Origin of the sequence: Demequina pilifera, assembly GCF_048814985.1 — a bacterium.
Classification (GTDB): Bacteria; Actinomycetota; Actinomycetes; order Actinomycetales; family Demequinaceae; genus Demequina.
In genome coordinates, this window is the sequence record NZ_JBMDTW010000004.1 from 314,737 (window position 1) to 331,708 (window position 16,972).

Annotated in this window: 16 protein-coding genes; 3 read left to right on the plus strand and 13 right to left on the minus strand. The window is 70.6% G+C overall.

Translation table 11 applies throughout. The features are described 5' to 3' along the window. Positions 1-72 precede the first annotated feature (72 nt). Both aspS and hisS read right to left on the minus strand, forming a co-directional pair. Positions 73-1,845, minus strand: a complete 1,773-nt coding sequence (aspS, locus tag ACNI14_RS09285) for an aspartate--tRNA ligase (protein WP_420519720.1) — start codon at positions 1,843-1,845, stop codon at positions 73-75. 206 nt (positions 1,846-2,051) lie between these two features. Beyond that, positions 2,052-3,386, minus strand: a complete 1,335-nt coding sequence (gene hisS / locus ACNI14_RS09290) for a histidine--tRNA ligase (protein ID WP_420519721.1) — start codon at positions 3,384-3,386, stop codon at positions 2,052-2,054. A 109-nt stretch (positions 3,387-3,495) separates the two neighbouring features. Here hisS and ACNI14_RS09295 point away from each other — a divergent pair, with 109 nt between their 5' ends. The 3 genes from ACNI14_RS09295 (at position 3,496) to ACNI14_RS09305 (ending at position 6,277) form a co-directional block, all read left to right on the plus strand. After that, the gene (locus ACNI14_RS09295) at positions 3,496-4,368 is read left to right on the plus strand and encodes a peptidylprolyl isomerase (protein ID WP_420519722.1); all 873 of its coding nucleotides are present in this window, start codon (positions 3,496-3,498) and stop codon (positions 4,366-4,368) included. Beyond that, entirely contained in the window at positions 4,365-5,729 is a 1,365-nt protein-coding gene (locus ACNI14_RS09300; protein ID WP_420519723.1) for a DUF349 domain-containing protein, read from the plus strand. Before ACNI14_RS09295 ends, ACNI14_RS09300 begins: the two co-directional genes overlap by 4 nt. Before the next feature lie 101 nt (positions 5,730-5,830). Then, the gene (locus ACNI14_RS09305; protein WP_420519724.1) at positions 5,831-6,277 is read left to right on the plus strand and encodes a hypothetical protein; all 447 of its coding nucleotides are present in this window, start codon (positions 5,831-5,833) and stop codon (positions 6,275-6,277) included. On the opposite strand, the gene ACNI14_RS09310 is transcribed toward ACNI14_RS09305, so the two are convergent. From ACNI14_RS09310 to ACNI14_RS09360, 11 genes are all read right to left on the minus strand, one after another. Continuing rightward, positions 6,232-8,481: a RelA/SpoT family protein gene (locus ACNI14_RS09310; protein ID WP_420519725.1), complete on the minus strand. Its 2,250-nt coding sequence runs from the start codon at positions 8,479-8,481 to the stop codon at positions 6,232-6,234. The two genes, ACNI14_RS09305 and ACNI14_RS09310, sit on opposite strands and share 46 nt — an antisense overlap. 73 nt (positions 8,482-8,554) lie before the next feature. Further along, positions 8,555-9,640, minus strand: coding sequence for a protein translocase subunit SecF (gene secF, locus ACNI14_RS09315; protein WP_420519726.1), 1,086 nt, complete (start codon positions 9,638-9,640; stop codon positions 8,555-8,557). After that, a complete protein-coding gene (gene secD, locus ACNI14_RS09320) occupies positions 9,637-11,553 on the minus strand; it encodes a protein translocase subunit SecD (protein ID WP_420519727.1) in 1,917 nt (638 codons plus the stop codon). Before secD ends, secF begins: the two co-directional genes overlap by 4 nt. Positions 11,554-11,631: 78 nt before the next feature. Continuing rightward, positions 11,632-12,690, minus strand: coding sequence for a Holliday junction branch migration DNA helicase RuvB (gene ruvB / locus ACNI14_RS09325; RefSeq protein ID WP_420519729.1), 1,059 nt, complete (start codon positions 12,688-12,690; stop codon positions 11,632-11,634). Next, a complete protein-coding gene (gene ruvA, locus ACNI14_RS09330; protein ID WP_420519731.1) occupies positions 12,683-13,273 on the minus strand; it encodes a Holliday junction branch migration protein RuvA in 591 nt (196 codons plus the stop codon). The genes ruvB and ruvA overlap by 8 nt, the downstream gene beginning before the upstream one ends. An 88-nt stretch (positions 13,274-13,361) precedes the next feature. Beyond that, entirely contained in the window at positions 13,362-13,916 is a 555-nt protein-coding gene (ruvC, locus tag ACNI14_RS09335) for a crossover junction endodeoxyribonuclease RuvC (protein WP_420519732.1), read from the minus strand. Between the two features lie 25 nt (positions 13,917-13,941). Next, positions 13,942-14,700, minus strand: coding sequence for a YebC/PmpR family DNA-binding transcriptional regulator (locus tag ACNI14_RS09340; protein WP_420519734.1), 759 nt, complete (start codon positions 14,698-14,700; stop codon positions 13,942-13,944). A gap of 98 nt (positions 14,701-14,798) precedes the next feature. Next, the gene (locus ACNI14_RS09345) at positions 14,799-15,173 is read right to left on the minus strand and encodes a hypothetical protein (RefSeq protein ID WP_420519736.1); all 375 of its coding nucleotides are present in this window, start codon (positions 15,171-15,173) and stop codon (positions 14,799-14,801) included. Next, positions 15,170-15,790: a hypothetical protein gene (locus ACNI14_RS09350; protein WP_420519738.1), complete on the minus strand. Its 621-nt coding sequence runs from the start codon at positions 15,788-15,790 to the stop codon at positions 15,170-15,172. Before ACNI14_RS09350 ends, ACNI14_RS09345 begins: the two co-directional genes overlap by 4 nt. Positions 15,791-15,857: 67 nt before the next feature. Next, the gene (gene pdxT / locus ACNI14_RS09355; RefSeq protein WP_420519739.1) at positions 15,858-16,442 is read right to left on the minus strand and encodes a pyridoxal 5'-phosphate synthase glutaminase subunit PdxT; all 585 of its coding nucleotides are present in this window, start codon (positions 16,440-16,442) and stop codon (positions 15,858-15,860) included. Continuing rightward, positions 16,439-16,963, minus strand: a complete 525-nt coding sequence (locus ACNI14_RS09360) for an NUDIX hydrolase (protein ID WP_420519740.1) — start codon at positions 16,961-16,963, stop codon at positions 16,439-16,441. The genes pdxT and ACNI14_RS09360 overlap by 4 nt, the downstream gene beginning before the upstream one ends. Positions 16,964-16,972 lie beyond the last annotated feature (9 nt).

The following is a 16,972-nucleotide window of genomic DNA, read 5'->3' on the forward strand; positions in this document are numbered from 1 at the left end:
CGACTCACCGACCGTCGCCACCCCGGCGCCCGTCGCACCGCCACGAATGGCGAGCCGACGCCCCGCGGGCGGCTAAGCGGGGTTCTGGGCCTCTTCCTCGGGCTTTGCGTCCACACCGGCCTCGGCGCGCTGCTGCTCCGTGATGGGGGCAGGCGCGGCGGTCAGCGGGTCGTACCCGCCGCCGGACTTGGGGAAGGCGATCACGTCGCGGATCGAATCGGCGCCCGCGAGCAGCGCGACCACGCGGTCCCAACCGAAGGCGATGCCGCCGTGAGGCGGCGCTCCGAACGAGAACGCCTCGAGCAGGAACCCGAACTTCTCCTGGGCCTCCTCCTCGCCGATCCCCATCACCTTGAACACGCGCTCCTGCACGTCCTGGCGGTGGATACGGATCGACCCTCCGCCAATCTCGTTGCCGTTGCACACGATGTCGTACGCGTAGGCCAGCGCCTCTCCGGGCGACTTGTCGAAGGTGTCGAGGTATTCGGGCTTGGGCGAGGTGAACGCGTGATGCACGGCCGTCCACGCACCCGAGCCCACCGCGACGTCATCGTCATCGTCGTCGCCGACGGCCTTGAACAGCGGCGCGTCCACGACCCACACGAACTCGAACCGGTCCTCGTCGATCAGGCCCACGCGGTGGCCGATCTCGAGCCGCGCGGCGCCCAGCAGCGCACGCGACGGGCCGGGCTTGCCTGCGGCGAAGAACACGCAGTCGCCGGGCTCGGCCCCCACGGCCTCGGCCAGTCCCGCACGCTCGGCGTCGGAGAGGTTCTTGGCCACGGGGCCGGTGAGCTCTCCGTCGGCGCCGATCAGCACGTAGGCGAGCCCGCGCGCGCCGCGCTGCTTGGCCCAGTCCTGCCACGCGTCGAGCGTGCGCCGCGGCTGATCCGCCCCGCCGGGCATGACCACGGCACCCACGTAGTCGTTTTGGAACACCCGGAACGGGGTGTCCTTGAAGTACTCGGTGAGCTCGGTGAGCTCGAGACCGAACCGCAGGTCCGGCTTGTCCGAGCCGAACCGAGCCATCGCATCGGCGAAGGTGATGCGCGGAATGGGCGTCGAGATCTCGTGTCCCGCCAGCGCCCACAGCTCGCGGACGATCTCCTCGCCCAGCTCGATCACGTCATCCTGGTCGACGAAGCTCATCTCGACGTCGAGCTGGGTGAACTCCGGCTGGCGGTCCGCGCGGAAGTCCTCGTCGCGGTAGCAGCGGGCGATTTGGTAGTACTTCTCCATGCCCGCCACCATCAGCAGCTGCTTGAACAGCTGAGGCGACTGCGGCAGCGCGTACCAGGAGCCGGGCGCGAGGCGGGCCGGCACCAGAAAGTCGCGGGCGCCCTCGGGCGTGGAGCGCGTCAGCGTGGGGGTCTCGATCTCGAGGAAGTCGTGGCGGTCCAGCACGCGGCGGGCGGCCTGGTTCGCCTTCGAGCGCAGCACGATGTTGGCGCGCGGCTGCGGGCGGCGCAGGTCGATGTAGCGGTGCTTGAGACGCGCCTCCTCGCCCACGGTGACGTGCTCGTCGACCGGCATCGGCAGCGGGGCGGACTCGTTCAGGATGGTGACGTCGCTCACCACCACCTCGATCTCGCCCGAGGGCAGGTTCGCGTTCGCGGAGCCCTCGGGACGCTCGCGGACCTCGCCGGTGACCTGGATCACGTACTCGTTGCGCAGGCTGTGCGCGACCTCCTCGCGGATCACCACCTGGGCGAAGCCGGACGCGTCGCGCAGGTCGATGAACGCCACTCCCCCGTGATCGCGGCGTCGTCCCACCCATCCGGCGAGGGTGACGGTCGAGCCGGCGTCGGACGCCCGGAGGTTTCCAGCGAGATGGGTGCGAAGCACAGTCAGCCTTTCTGGCGCGCGAGTGGCGCGCGGGAGTTCTACGACGGGAAGCGTGGGTTCGAGTCTAGCGGCGCGAGGTCCGTGGGCCGGTGCGCGCCCTCCCCCACCCTGTCCGGCACTCATTGACCCCTACAGGAGGCCGCGGCCTCCTGTCCGGCACCGCCCGGACATGAGTGCCGGACAGGGATAGGCGGCCGATGCGGGGGTCAGTCGGTCACGATGCGCGGCCGGGCGTCCTCGGCCGGGGGCTCCCAGCTCGCCGGATCCGCCGGCGACTGCTCGCCCGAGCGGATGTCCTTGACCTCCCCCGAGTCCGCGAACCACACGAAGGGGATGCCGCGCCTGTCCGCGTACTGGATCTGCTTGCCGAACTTCGCGGCAGCGGGCGCGACCTCGGCCGCGATCCCCCGCTCGCGCAGGGCGTCCGCGATCGCGTTCGAGGCGGCGCGAGACGACTCGTCGGTGACCGCCACCAGCACGGCCGACGGCACGGCTCGCGACGCCCTGGCCAGGTCCGCGCCGATGACGCGGCTCACCAGCCGGCTCACGCCGATCGACATGCCGACTCCCGGGAAGCCGCCGCCGGCGACCAGGGAGTCGTAGCGCCCTCCCGAGCAGATCGAGCCGAGGTCCTCGTGGCCGGTCAGGAACGTCTCATACACCGAGCCCGTGTAGTAGTCGAGGCCGCGCGCGATGCGCAGGTCCGCCACCGCGGTGCCGGGGACGGCCGCATTCACGCCCTCGACCAGCGCCACGAGCTGAGCCAGCCCCTCGCGGAGCTCCTCCTCCGCCGCCGCGACGTCGGGGACCGTCGGGGTCGTCGCCCACAGGTCCTCGACTGCCGCGACGAAACCGGCATCCGAGGCGCTGATGCGCGCGAGCTCGAGGACCGCATCGGCCGCCGTCTCGCTCACGCCCTTGCCGGAAAGCTCGGCGCGCACGCCATCCGGGCCGATCTTGTCGAGCTTGTCGACGCTACGCAGCGCGCCGGCCACGTCCTCGATGCCGACCCCTCGGTAGAAGCCCTCGACCAGCCTGCGGTTGTTGACGCGCATGGTCGCCGCGGGGATCGGCAGCGCGGCGAGCGCGCGAGCCATCACGACCGCCACCTCGACCTCGAGGTGCGCGGGCAGGGTGTCCCGGCCCACCACGTCGATGTCCGCCTGATAGAACTCGCGGTACCGGCCCTCCTGGGGGCGCTCGCCCCTCCACACCTTCTGGACCTGGAAGCGCTTGAAGGGGAAGGCCAGCGCGTGCTGGAACTCCTCGACGTAGCGGGCGAAGGGGACGGTCAGGTCGAAGTGGAGGCCCACCTTCGACTCCGCGTCCGCGTCCGCACCCAGGCGGCCGAGCGTGTAGATCTCCTTGGCGGCGTCGGACGAGCCGGCGAGCCGGTCCAGCGGCTCGACCGCGCGGGTCTCGATCTCCGCGAAGCCGTGCAGGCGGAACGTCTCCTGCAGCGACTCGATCAGCTGCGCCTCGACGACGCGCTCGGACGGCGTCCACTCGGGGTATCCGGACAGGGGTCTGAGGCGGGCCATGCAGACATTGTTCCACCCCGCCGGCGCTGGTCAGTGCGACTCGTGACTCCTCCTAGAATGGTGCGCCGGGGACCGCATCGCACCCCGCTCTCGGCCCTGAGGAGTTGCAATGTCGCACCAGCGTTCCAAGAGCGCCGCTCGCGAGTACGAGAAGCGCCGCCGCGAGGCGCTCGCGCGCAAGCACGAGCAGCGAGACGCCGCCCGCGCCGTCAGCCGCCGTCGCTGGCGCATCGGCGCGCTGGTCGCCGCCGGCATCGCCGTCGTCGCCATCGTGGTGTGGGTGCTGATCACGCTGCTCGGCGGGGACGACGAGGGCGTCGAGGCGGCCACCACCCCGAGCGCCGTCCCCACCGCCGAATCCACCGCGGGCGAATCGACCACTGCCCCGAGCGACCAGTCCGCCGACCCCTCACCCGAGGCCTCCGCCACGGGTGACGACGATTGGGCGACGTCCGGCGTGGCGCCCGATCCGTCGCTCGCCGAGGACCGCACGTGGACCGCCACGCTGGGCACGAACCTGGGCGACATCGAGTTCGCGCTGGACGGCGAGGCCGCCCCGCAGGCGGTCGCGAGCTTCGTCGCCCTGACCCGCGACGGGTTCTTCGACCAGACCGAGTGTCACCGCGTGGTCACCGCAGGCATCTACGTGCTGCAGTGCGGCGACCCGGACGGGACCGGCATGGGTGGCCCCGGCTACCGCTACGGTCCCATCGAGAACGCCCCCGAGGACGACGTCTACCCTGCTGGCACGCTCGCCATGGCGCGCGTGGGCGGCGACGGCGAGTCCATGGGCAGTCAGTTCTTCGTGGTCTACCAGGACTCCACCATCCCCTCTGACGCGGCCGGCGGGTACACCGTGTTCGGTGAGGTCACCCAGGGTCTGGGTATTGTGGAGGACGTTGCCAGTGCCGGAACGATCACAGGCGAGCCCGACGGGCGCCCGGCACAGTCCGTCATCGTGAACGAGGTGTCCCTGTCATGACCACCCCCAAGCCCAAGCCGATCCCCAAGCCTGGCCCGCCCGCATCGGGCGCCAGTCCCGCCGTGGTCGCCGCACACGCGACCCACCCGGTCAGGGTCCCCGTCGCGAGCGACGTCTCCGACGAGGAGCTGGCCGCCGCGGCCGCTCACGGGTCCGTCGCGGACGACCAGGTCATGGTCAAGGATGGCGACGACACCCGAGCCGTCGGTCCCGCCAAGGGCGAGGATCCCCTCAAGCCGTACGTGAGGGCCTACTTCGAGCTCAAGGCCTCGATCGAGCGCTTCCACGCTCGGCTCGAGTCCGCCGAGCTCTCGCCCAAGGACATCGACGACGCGCTGACGGGACTGCGCGAGTCCGTCGCCGAGCCCAAGGCCGTCGGCGACCTCGCCGCGCTCCGCGAGCGGCTCGAGGTCGTCGCGGGCGAGGCGGAGGCGATCCGTGAACGCATCCACGAGGAGCGCCGCGCCGCCCGCGAGGCCGCATTCGCGGACCGCGAGAGAATCGTCGCCCGCGCCGAGGAGATCGCCGCGAAGCCCGAGGCGCAGGTCCACTGGAAGAACGACACCGCCGAGCTGCGCTCCCTCCTCGACGAGTGGAAGGCCGCCCAGCGCGACAACGCCCGCCTCGCCAAGGACTCCGAGAAGGCGCTGTGGAAGCGGTTCACCACCGCCCGCTCGTCCTTCGAGAAGGCGCGCAAGCACCACTTCGCCGAGCTGGACCGCGCCAACACCGAGGTCGCCTCCCGCAAGGAGGAGCTCGCCGCCAAGGCGGAGCATCTCGCGGAGTCGACGGACTGGGACCGCACTGCCCGCGAGTTCCGCGACCTCATGGCCCAGTGGAAGACCTCCGGTCGGGGCCGCAGGAGCGTCGACGATGCGCTGTGGAAGCGATTCCAGACGGCTCAGGACGCGTTCTTCGACGCGCGTCGGGGAGCGTCCGAGGCGGAGAACGAGGCCCTCGCCGGCAACGTCGAGGCCAAGGAGGCCGCCGTGGCCGAGGCCGAGGGCATCCTGCCGATCACGGACCTGAACGCCGCCAAGCAGGCGCTGCGCGTCGCCCAGGACCGATTCGACGCGGCCGGGATGGTGCCGCGAGGAGACGTCGCGCGCCTCAATAAGCGCATGGGCGCGGTCGAGAAGGCCGTGCGCGACGCCGAGGACGCGCGCTGGAACCAGCGCAATCCCGAGATCGAGAGGCGGGCCTCCGGCGCCGCCGCCCAGCTGCAGTCCGCGATCGCGGGTCTCGAGGACGACCTCACCAAGGCCCAGGCCAAGGGCGACAAGCGTCGCATCAAGGAGGCCGAGGAGGCCCTCGCCGCCCGCCGCGCATGGCTCGAGCAGATCGAGGGCGTCGTCAAGTAGGCGCAGGCCGTCGCGTCGACACGGCCCCGAGCCACAGGACTGTCCACAGGCCTGCCATGCCGCCCGGCGCGCGGGCCCGTGAGCGTGCCACACTGCCGCGCATGTGGATCGTGACACGTGCCGACGTGGGCCGGCTGGCCTTCGGACGGCTGGTGCGGGACGGCATCGTCGTGCCGCTGCTGCCCGGCATCGCCCTGCCCCGCGACATCCCGGACGTGCCCGCGGTGCGACGCCACGTCCTGGGCGCGTGCGTGCCCGTGGGGTGCCAGGCGACAGGCGCGGCGGCGCTGTGGGCGCACGGAGCCGCCGAGGCTCCCTCGGTGATTCACGCCCGCCATCGCGCCGGCCGCCATGTGCGCAACTGGAGCGGGCCGCTGCCCGTGGTCTTCCACGGCATCGGTGTGGCGCCGCCAGGAGGAGCCGTCGCGGATGCGGCCACCGCGTCCCGGGACGCATCGCGGTGGGCGGAGCCACCGCAACCGGCCGATGCGGTCGGGCCCGGTCAGAACGGGCGGCGCTTGGCTCCGGTCAGTCGGCGAGCGTCGTAGACGCCGTCGATCTTGCGCACCGCCGCGATCACCGCGCCCAGATGGGACGGGTCAGCCATCTCGAACGTGAACGTGTTGAGCGCCACCCGGTCCTGATTGGTCTGCACGTGTGCGCCCAGGATGTTCACGTGGTAATCGGACAGCACGCGCACCACGTCGCTGAGCAGACGGTTGCGATCGAGCGCCTCGACCTCGATCTGCACCATGAACGTGGCGTCGGACTGGCCGGTCCACTGCACATCGATGAACCGCTCCTGCTCGCTCTCGAGGGCGGTCAGGTTCTGGCAGTCGGCACGGTGCACGCTGACGCCGTTGCCGCGCGTCACGAAGCCGCGGATCGGGTCGCCGGGGACGGGGGTGCAGCACTTCGCGAGCTTGACCACCACGTCCGTGAGCCCGTGCACGGAGATGCCCGGATCGCCCCGCCTCGCGCGCGCGCCGCCGGTCCCGGGCCGCGTAATCTCGGTGACGTCCTCGTCCGCACCCTCGGTGCCGCCGACGGCGTCGACCATGCGCGCGACGACGTCGCCCGCCTGCTCCTTGTGCTCGCCGATGGCCGCGTAGAGAGTCTCCACGTCCTCGTAGTGCATCTCCTTGGCGAGCGCGAGCAGCGTCGACTTGGACATGAGGCGCTGCATCGGCAGGTGCTGACGACGAATCGCGCGCGCGAGCATGTCGCGGCCGGTCTCGATCGACTCCTCGCGGCGCTCTCGCGTGAACCACTGGCGGATCTTGTTGCGCGCGCGGGCGGACTGGACGAAGTCGAGCCAGTCGCGCTTGGGGTGGGCGTTCTCGTCCGAGGTGGTGAGCACGTCCACCGTGTCGCCGTTGTCGAGCGTGGTGTCCAGCGGCACCAGCCGGCCGTTGACCTTCGCGCCGATGGTCTTGTGCCCGACCTCGGTGTGCACGGCGTAGGCGAAGTCCACGGGCGTGGCGCCCTGCGGCAGCGCCAGCAACTTCCCGCGCGGAGTGAACACGTACACCTCGGCGCGCGAGATCTCGCCTCGCAGCGCATCGAGGAACTCCGTCGGGTCCGCGGTCTCCTGCTGCCAGTCGGCGATCTGCCGCAGCCAGCCCATGTCGTTGCCGCCACCGGCGTTGCCGTTGCCGCGATCCTTGTAGCGCCAGTGCGATGCCAGACCGTACTCGGCGCGGCGGTGCATCTCGTGGGTGCGAATCTGCAGCTCCACGGGCTTGCCGCTGGGGCCGATCACAGTCGTGTGCAGCGATTGGTAGAGGTTGAACTTGGGCATCGCGATGTAGTCCTTGAACCGGCCAGGCACCGGCTGGTACCGGGCGTGCATCGCTCCCAGGACCGCGTAGCAGTCGCGCACGGACTCCACCAGGATCCGCATCCCCACCAGGTCGTAGATCTCGTTGAGGTCGCGACCTCGGACGATCATCTTCTGATACACCGAGTAGTAGTGCTTGGGCCGTCCCGTGATGACGCCCCGGATCTTCATGGTCTTGAGTTCGGTCTCGATCTCCGCCCGGATCTCCGCGAGGTAGCGCTCACGCTCGGGCGCCCGCTCCGCGACCACGTCGACGATCTCCTGGTAGATCTTCGGATAGAGCGTCTTGAACGACAGGTCCTCGAGCTCCCACTTGATCGCGTTCAACCCCATGCGGTGCGCGAGCGGGGCGTAGATCTCGAGCGTCTCCTGCGCCTTGCGGCGTGCGCTCTCGGGCGACACGTGCTTCCACGTGCGGGCGTTGTGAAGCCGGTCCGCGAGCTTGAGCAGCAGCACCCGGATGTCCTTGGCCATCGCGACGACCATCTTGCGGACCGTCTCCGCCTGAGAGGCGTCGCCGTACGAGACCTTGTCCAGCTTGGTCACGCCGTCGACGAAGGATGCAACCTCGTCGCCGAACTCCTCGCGAATGCTGTCCAGGGGGTGCTGCGTGTCCTCCACCACGTCGTGAAGCAGCGCCGCCGCGATCACCGTGTCGGGCAGCCCCATGTCCGCGATGATCTGCGCCACCGCGATCGGGTGGATGATGTACGGCTCGCCGCTCTTGCGCTGCTGGCCCTCGTGGGCCTGGTCCGCGATGCGGTAGGCACGCTCGATCATGCCGGTCTTGGCACGCGGGTACATCCGCTTGTAGGTGTCCAGCACCCCGTCGATCGCCGTCGGCTCCTTCGCCGGGCGGCGCAGGAACGCGAGCGGACCCGTGGGCGGCGACGACGAGCGGATCTCAGTCACTGACGCCTCCTTCACGGTTCGCCGGGTTCAGCGCTTCGGGTGGAGGCCCCAGTCTACTGGCGGCTCGAGGGGCTCAGGCGCGTCCCTTGCGACGAGGCTGCGCCTGGGTCCCGCGGTGCTCACCCGGCTGCAGCGCACCCACACGAACCGTGCCGTCCTCGCGCGTCACCACGTCGGCCTCGCCGGACTCGCGCAGCGCCAGCACCTTGGCCGTGTGCTCCTGGATCCGGGCCTCGCGACCACGGAAGGCCACCTCGAGCGGAGTCGCCACGAAGACGGACGAGTACGTGCCGACCGCCATACCCACGAACAGCGCCAGCGCGATGTCCTTGAGGGTGCCGGCGCCCAGCAGGAACGACCCGATGAACAGAATCGAGCCGACGGGCAGCAGCGCCACGACGGACGTGTTGATCGAGCGGACCAGCGTCTGGTTGACGGCGAGGTTCGCGAGCTCGGCGTACGTGTAGCGGTTCTGAGCGGTCAGGTCCTGGGTGTTCTCCTTGACCTTGTCGAACACCACCACCGTGTCGTACAGCGAGTAGCCCAGGATGGTGAGGAAGCCGATCACGGAGGCGGGCGTCACCTCGAAGCCCACCAAGGCGTAGATGCCGACGGTGAACAGCAGGTCGTGCAGGAGCGCCACGATCGCGGCGGCCGCCATGCGCCAGGCGCGGAAGTAGAGCGTGATGACCGTGAACACCAGCAGCAGGAAGATCACCAGTGCCTGGAGCGCAGCGTTGCCCACCGACGCGCCCCACGTGGGGCCGATCTGGTCGAAGCTGATGTCGTCGGTGGAGATCCCGTACGCCTCTGCCAGAGCATCGCTGAGTGCACGCTGATCGGCGTCCTCGAGAACGCCCAGCTGGATGCGGACATCGTTCTCGCCGAGGATGCTGACGCGCGGCTCCTGGGCGGGCGCGATCTCCGCAACCGCCTCTTCCGCCAGCGTCGTGTCGGTGTCGGCGACGTCCGCCAGCACGTACTGCGTGCCGCCGGTGAAGTCGATGCCGGGGTTCAGGCCCTTGCCGAGCAGCAGCCCGACCGCGGCCAGCACGAGGATCGCGGACGCGATGAAGAACTTGGCGCGGCTCTGGACGATCGGGTAGGTCTTCTCACCCGAGTGGAGCCGGTTGCCCCACGTGCCGAGGTTGGAACTCATCGCGCGTCCCCCTTTGCGTCGTCATCCTGGGATCGGGGCGCATCTGCTCCCCCGACCGTGGCGGGCTCGCCGGGCTGCTCGGCGCGGCGAGCCGCGGCCTTGCGCTCCGCGAGCGTCAGCCCATCGTCACTGGCACCGGGAGTGGATCCGCCACTGCGCACGCGCCCACGGCCCTTGTAGAGCGCCTCGCGGCCCAGCTGGCGCGGGTCGAGCCCGGACCACTTGTGGCCCTCGCCAAAGAACTTGGTGCGGGCCAGCAGCACCATCAACGGGTGGGTGAACAGGAACACCACGAGCACGTCCAGCAGCGTCGTGAGACCCAGCGTGAACGCGAAGCCCCTCACGCCGCCCACGGCCAGCGTGTACAGAGTGACGGCGGCCAGCAGCGACACGGCGTCCGACGCGAGGATCGTGCGGCGCGCACGCCTCCACGCGTGGTCGACGGCGGAGGTCAGGGACCTGCCCTCACGCAGCTCGTCGCGAATGCGCTCGAAGTACACGATGAACGAGTCCGCTGTCACACCGACCGCGATGATCAGACCGGCGACTCCCGCGAGCGACAGTCGATAGCCGATCCCCCACGACAACAGGGAGATCACGCCCAGCGTGGTACCTCCCACGAGGATGAGCGACGCGATGGTCACGAATCCGAGAGCGCGGTACTGGAAGAGCGAGTACGCGAACACGAGCAGCAGACCGATCGCACCGGCGATCAGGCCCTTCTCGAGCTGGTCGGCACCGAGGGTCGCGGAGATCTGCTGGTTCGACTGCACCTCCAGGCTGAGCGGCAGCGCACCGAAACGCAGCTGGTTCGCGAGCTGTTCGGCCTGTTCCTGGGTGAAGTCCCCGGTGATCGAGGCCTCGCCGTTGGTGATGCGGGCCTGCACCGTCGCGTTCGAGATCACCACTCCGTCGAGCACGATCGCGAACTGGTTGCGCGGCTCCTCGAGATTGATCAGGCGCGTGGTGACGTCACCGAACTTGTCGGCGCCCTCGCTGTCGAACTGCAGCCGCACCTCGAAGCGGCCCGTCAGGGTGCCGGCCTGCGAGGACTCGGGGCCGCTGGTCGCGGTGGCGAGGTCGTCGCCCTCGACCTCGACGGGGCCCATGGCGAGCTTGCCTGCGCCGAACTCGGCGCACGCCACGTATCCGGAGTCGGGGTCTCCCATGGAACGCCCAGACCAGTTGGCGGGATCCAGGCAGTTGAGCGACTCGTACTCTGCGATGAGGTTCTCGTCGAGCCACGCGAAGGACGACGGGTCCTCGGGCTCTGCGGCAGCCTCGCCGGGTGCGGCGGTGGCTGCGGGGGTCGGCTCGGTCTCCGGCTCGGCGGCGGACTCGGCCGATGCGGCCGTGTCGGCTCCGGTGACCAGGTTCGCCACTTCGGAGGCGGTCGGCGACGGCTCGGCGCCGGGCTCAGCCGATGCACTCGGGGTCGGCTCCACGAGGTCATCCGGGCCGGGCTCGGGGCTTGGCTCCGCGCTCGGGTCCGTGGCAGGCAGGTCCTCGCTGAGAGATCCCGGGTTGCCCACGAGCAGCACCGGGCGGAACTGCAGCTGAGCAGCCTGCGACACCAGGTCGATGATCTGATCCGACGGATTGCCCGGCAGGCCGACCACGATGTTGTCGCCCTGGGTGGTGATCTCGGCCTCGGCCACGCCAGACCCGTCCACGCGGTCGCGAATGATCTGCACCGCCTGCTCGAGGTCGGACTCCTGGATCTCCTGCTCGGCGCCCTCATCGAGCACCGGGGTCAGGATGATCTGGCGACCACCGGCGAGGTCGAGTGCGAGACCTGGGGTCCACGACGCGTTGCCCGTCAGGGCACCTCCGGACAGCAGCCCGAAGACAGCGATCAGGATCGCTCCGAGCCAGATCAGCGACTTACGCGCGCTCTTGGTGACTTTCGACACTGAATTCCTCACGATTGATACTTGCTCACGAGAGCCTTGGTGATTCTAGGGGTGAATCTCGCGCGCGTCGAACCACCCTCAGTCGAACAGCCTCCCGCCGGCCGCCCCAGGGAGCGCCTCGACCGGCGCCTCGAGCCCCAGGTGGGCCCACGCATCGGCCGTCGCGACCCGGCCGCGCGGGGAGCGGCTCATCAAACCCTCCCTGACCAGGAAGGGTTCCGCGACCGTCTCGACCGTCTCCGGCTCCTCGCCCACGGACACCGCCAGGGTCGACAGCCCCACGGGACCTCCGCCGAACCGCGTGCACAGCGCGCGCAGCACCGCCCGGTCGAGGCGGTCCAGACCGCGCTCGTCGACCTCGTAGACCGTCAGCGCCTCTTGCGCCGCCGACAGGTCGCCCTCGCCGCTGCCGTGGACCTCCGCCCAGTCCCGCACACGCCTCAGCAGCCGGTTCGCGATCCGCGGCGTGCCGCGGGAGCGGGACGCGATCTCCGCGGCGGCGTCGCCGCTGATGGAGAACGCGAGCTTGCCCGCCGACCGTCCGACGATCTGGTGCAGCTCGTCGTCGGTGTAGAAGTCCAGGTGCGCGGTGAATCCGAACCGGTCGCGCAGCGGCGCGGGCAGCAGCCCGGCCCGGGTGGTCGCGCCCACGATCGTGAAGGGCGGCAGGCTGAGCGGGATGGACGTCGCCCCCGCGCCCTTGCCCACCACCACGTCGACGCGGAAGTCCTCCATCGCGAGGTACAGCATCTCTTCCGCGGGTCGCGCGAGCCGGTGGATCTCGTCCAGGAAGAGCACGTCCCCCTCCTCCAGCGAACTGAGGATCGCCGCCAGGTCACCGGCATGCTGGATCGCGGGACCGGAGCTCACGCGCAGGGTCGCGCCCATCTCCCCCGCCACGATCATCGCCAGCGTGGTCTTGCCGAGCCCCGGAGGCCCCGACAGCAGCACGTGGTCCGCGGTCGCACCCCGGCTCACGGCCGCGCGCAGCACCAGCGACAGCTGCTCGCGCACGGTGCGCTGACCCACGAACTCGTCGAGGCTGGTGGGGCGCAGAGCCGCCTCGTTGGAGCGCTCGATCGCGTCCGCATCGGCGTCGACCACGCTTCCCTCGAAGGATTCCGGCTCGTCAGCCACGTGCCCCACCCATCGCCTTGAGTGCCGCCTTCAGCGTGGTCGGGACGTCCGCATCCGCGATCGGTTCGGGCGCCACGTTCTCGACGGCCTTGGCGGCGGCCTTCTGGTTCCAGCCGAGCGCGACGAGCGCCTCCTCGACCTGGTCGCGCGCATCGGGCACGGCAGGCGAGGCCGAGCCCTGCGGCAGCGCCAGCTTGCCGCCCAGCTCGAGCAGCAGCCGTGCGGCGACCTTGGCGCCGATCCCCGGCACCTGCTCCAGAGCCTTGCGATCCCCATCGGCGACGGCGTGCGACAGGGACTCCGGCGAATGCACCGCGAGCATCGCGAGGGCGAGCCTGGGGCCGACCCCCTGGACCGACTGCAGCGCCTCGAACGTGTCCCGCTCCGACTCGGCGGTGAAGCCGAACAGCGTGAGCGACTCCTCCCGCACCACCAGGTGCGTGAAGAATCGCGCCTCCTGATCAGCGCGCAGCTCCGCGAGCGTCGCGGGGGTCGAGTGCACGAGCATCCCCACGCCGCCCACCTCGACGACCGCGGTCGAGGCGCGCACGGACAGCACGGTGCCGGACAGCTGTGCAATCACCGCGGTCTCCCTTCGAACATGTGTACGAACACGCTACGGGACGCACGGCAGTGCGGCACCACGACTCGCCGCTGCCCGCGCCCCGCCGTCATCCACGCCGGCGCGACGAGCGCTCCGCCTCGGCCCAGCGTCGCTGCGCCGATGTGGTCGCGGCCGAGCCCACCGGGGCGGCCCCGCCGCGCCACGCGTGGGCGATCGCGATGGCCAAGGCGTCTGCCGCATCGGCCGGGCGCGGCGGCTCGGCGAGGCCGAGCACGCGGGCCACCATGTAGCCCACCTGCGGCTTGGCCGCACGGCCGTCGCCGGTCACGGCGGCCTTGACCTCGGAGGGCGTGTAGAGGGCCACGGGCAGTCCGCGCCGCTGGGCCGCGAGCATCACCACCCCGGACACCTGGGCCGTGCCCATCACGGTCCGCACGTTGGCCTGGGCGAAGACCCGCTCGAGGGCGACGGCATCGGGCCTGTGCTGCTCCAGGACGACGTCGAGCGCATCGGCCAGGCGCGCGAGGCGCTCCGGCACCGGGTCTCCCGCAGGAGACGTGGCCGCCTCGACGTGCACCAGGCTGACCTTGCGTGCACCCGCGGCGTCGATGACGCCCAGACCGCAGCGGGTGAGGCCGGGGTCGACGCCGAGGATGCGCATGGTGCTGAGGCGTCCGCGGCTGCCGCTACTCGGCGGCCGCCGCCTCCAGCACCTCGTCCGAGGCGTCCATGTTCGCGAACACGTTCTGGACGTCGTCGCAATCCTCGAGAGCGTCGATCAGGCGCAGCATCTTCTTCGCGCCGTCGACGTCGAGCTCGATCTTCACCGACGGCACCCAGGTGGCCTCGGCGGAGTCGTAGTCGATGTCCGCCTCCTGCAGGGCGGTGCGGACCGCGACCACGTCGGTGGCCTCCGAGGTGATCTCGAACACCTCGCCGTAGTCCTCGATCTCCTCGGCGCCGGCGTCGAGCGCAGCGACCATGAGGTCGTCCTCCGTGACGCCCGATTCCTTCGACACGATGATCTGGCCCTTGCGCGTGAACAGGTATGCCACCGAGTTCGGGTCCGCCAGGGTGCCGTTGTTGCGGGTCAGCGCGGTGCGGACCTCCATCGCGGCGCGGTTGCGGTTGTCGGTCAGGCACTCGATCAGCATCGCGACGCCGTTGGGGCCGTAGCCCTCGTACATGATGGTCTCGTACTCGGAGCCGCCGGCCTCGAGACCAGCGCCGCGCTTGAGCGCGCGGTCGATGTTGTCGTTCGGCACCGACGACTTCTTGGCCTTCTGGACCGCGTCGAACAGCGTGGGGTTGCCCGCCATGTCCGCGCCACCCGAGCGAGCGGCGACCTCGATGTTCTTGATGAGCTTGGCGAACAGCTTGCCGCGCTTGGCGTCGACAACCGCCTTCTTGTGCTTGGTGGTTGCCCATTTGGAGTGGCCGGACACGTGATGCTCCTCAACGAACGCGTTATTGGACTGCCCGACAGTCTAGAGCGTCACTCCCGGGGATTCATGCAGGGGCCGTGCGCGGTTGGAGACGAGGATCACTCGAGCGCCACGATCGCGGCGGCGCCCGCGGCGCCGCACGCCGCGGCCCAGACGAAGCTCGCCAGCGTGCCGATGATGAATCGCTCCGCGGTCTCGCCCCGCAGCGCCGGCTCGGTGTCGCGCAGCTCTGGATAGCGGCCCAGGCCCTTGACGGCGATGACCACCGCCACGGCCTCGGGATGCCCGGCCATCACCGCACCCGCGATCGCGAGTCTCTCGAGCACGCCGATCCACATCCCGCCGCGCAGCAGGCCCGGCGTCTCCGTGCCGGGCTCCACGCGGCGCAGCAGCCAACCGACCAACGGCGCGCCGACGACTGCGGCCACGACGAGCGCCGCGACCACCACCCCGGCCTGGGCCACGAACGTCATGACTCCCCTTCCGTCTGTGCGGCGCGCGCCAGCAGCGCGGCGGCCACAGGTCGCGCGCGGCGCTCCTCATCCAGCATCGCGGAGGTCACGCGCTGGCTGACGGCCTGCTCCGAGATTCCCAGCCGCGCCGCCACGTCGCGCTGCGTGGCATCGGGGCCCAGCAGGTCGGCCACCTCCCAGCCTGCGGTGGAGCGACGCCGCACCACCGCGGCCAGCAGCTGCAGCAGCGCGGTCGCCCCCTCGCCGGATTCGGCGTCCTCGCCGGACACCACCACCGGCACCGACTCGGATCTCCCGCGGGCGCGCTCGACGGCCTGCCGCGCGTGCACGAAGGCGGCCCCGGAGCTCGCGCGCGCGCTCTGCCCCCAGGGCTCATTGACCGGACCGGCCCCCACGCCCACCGACCACTCCCCCAAGCGCATGAGGTGAAGGGCGAGGTCGACCGCGGGCTCGGCGTCGGTCAGCATGATCTGCACCTCGTCGCCCACCGTCCTCTCGAGCGGCAGCGCGATCTCGTCGGCCCAGCGCTCGGCCCACGGCCGCAGCGAGGTCATGAGCGACTCGACTCGGTCGCCCTTCTCGGTGCTGCCGCGCTGGTCAGCGGTCACGACGAACATGATTCAAGGTTAGGGGCTTGAGGTCAGCGAATCAAGGCCATGCCCTAGAACACGCGGGTTCCAGGCCCTACAGCTGCGCCAGCAGCAGTTCGTGCACGCGCGTGTCCGACGAGATCTCGGGATGGAACGCCGTCGCTATCGCCGATCCGTGACGCACCGCGACGGGATGACGCTCGCCGTCGGGACCGGTGGCGGTCGCGAGCACCTCGACCCCCTCGTCGCATGACTCGACCCACGGCGCACGGATGAAGGTCGCATGCATGGGGCTGCCGTCGATCTCCCACACCAGGTCCACCTCTGCCGAATCGACCTGGCGCCCAAAGGCGTTGCGCCGCACCGTCATGGGGATCGCGTCGAGCGTCAGCTGGCCCTCGATGCCGTCGCGCAGGTCTCGCGCGAGCAGCACCATTCCGGCGCAGGACCCCAGGACGGGCAGCCCGTCACCGATGCGCGCGATCAGCGGGTCACGCAGGTCGAAGGCCCTCAGCAGCTTGTCCATGGTCGTGGATTCGCCGCCCGGAATCACCAGGCCGTCCACGGCGTCCAGCTCGCTGAGCCGGCGCACACGCACCACCTCGACGCCCAGGCCGGAGAGCATCACCTCGTGCTCCCGGACGTCGCCCTGCAGAGCGAGCACTCCCACGGTGGTCATTCGTCCACCTCTCCCAAATCGATCGTGCTGCCGTTCCAGTCCAAGAAGACACTCCAATCGACCCTCAGCTGGGCCGGGAAGACCTCGATGGCCGCATCGCGCAGGTCCGCGGCAGTCATCCACTGCACCGCATCGATGGTCTCCCGCTCCACCTCGGTCCACTCCTCAGCGGTGCGGGCGCGAGCATCGGCATCGGCGAGCCGCCCCACGAAGATCTCCTCGTACTGCACATAAGGGCGAGACGCGAAGTCGAACATGGCCGTTCGCCGCCACACCGGGCCGGCCAGCTCGTGCTCCTCGAGCACCCACCCCGTCTCCTCGGCGAGCTCGCGGACCGCGGCCGCGCGCATCGTCTCCTGGGCCTCGAGCCCGCCGCCCGGGGTGAACCAGAACGAGCGCCCGTGCTCGTGCGGGTCATGGCCGCGCACCATGAGCACGCGCGGATCCGCAGGGTCCGAGTCGTCCACGAGCAGCACGCGCGCGCCACGGCGCTGGGTGCGCCCGGCGGCCGATGCGGTCACGAGTCGTGC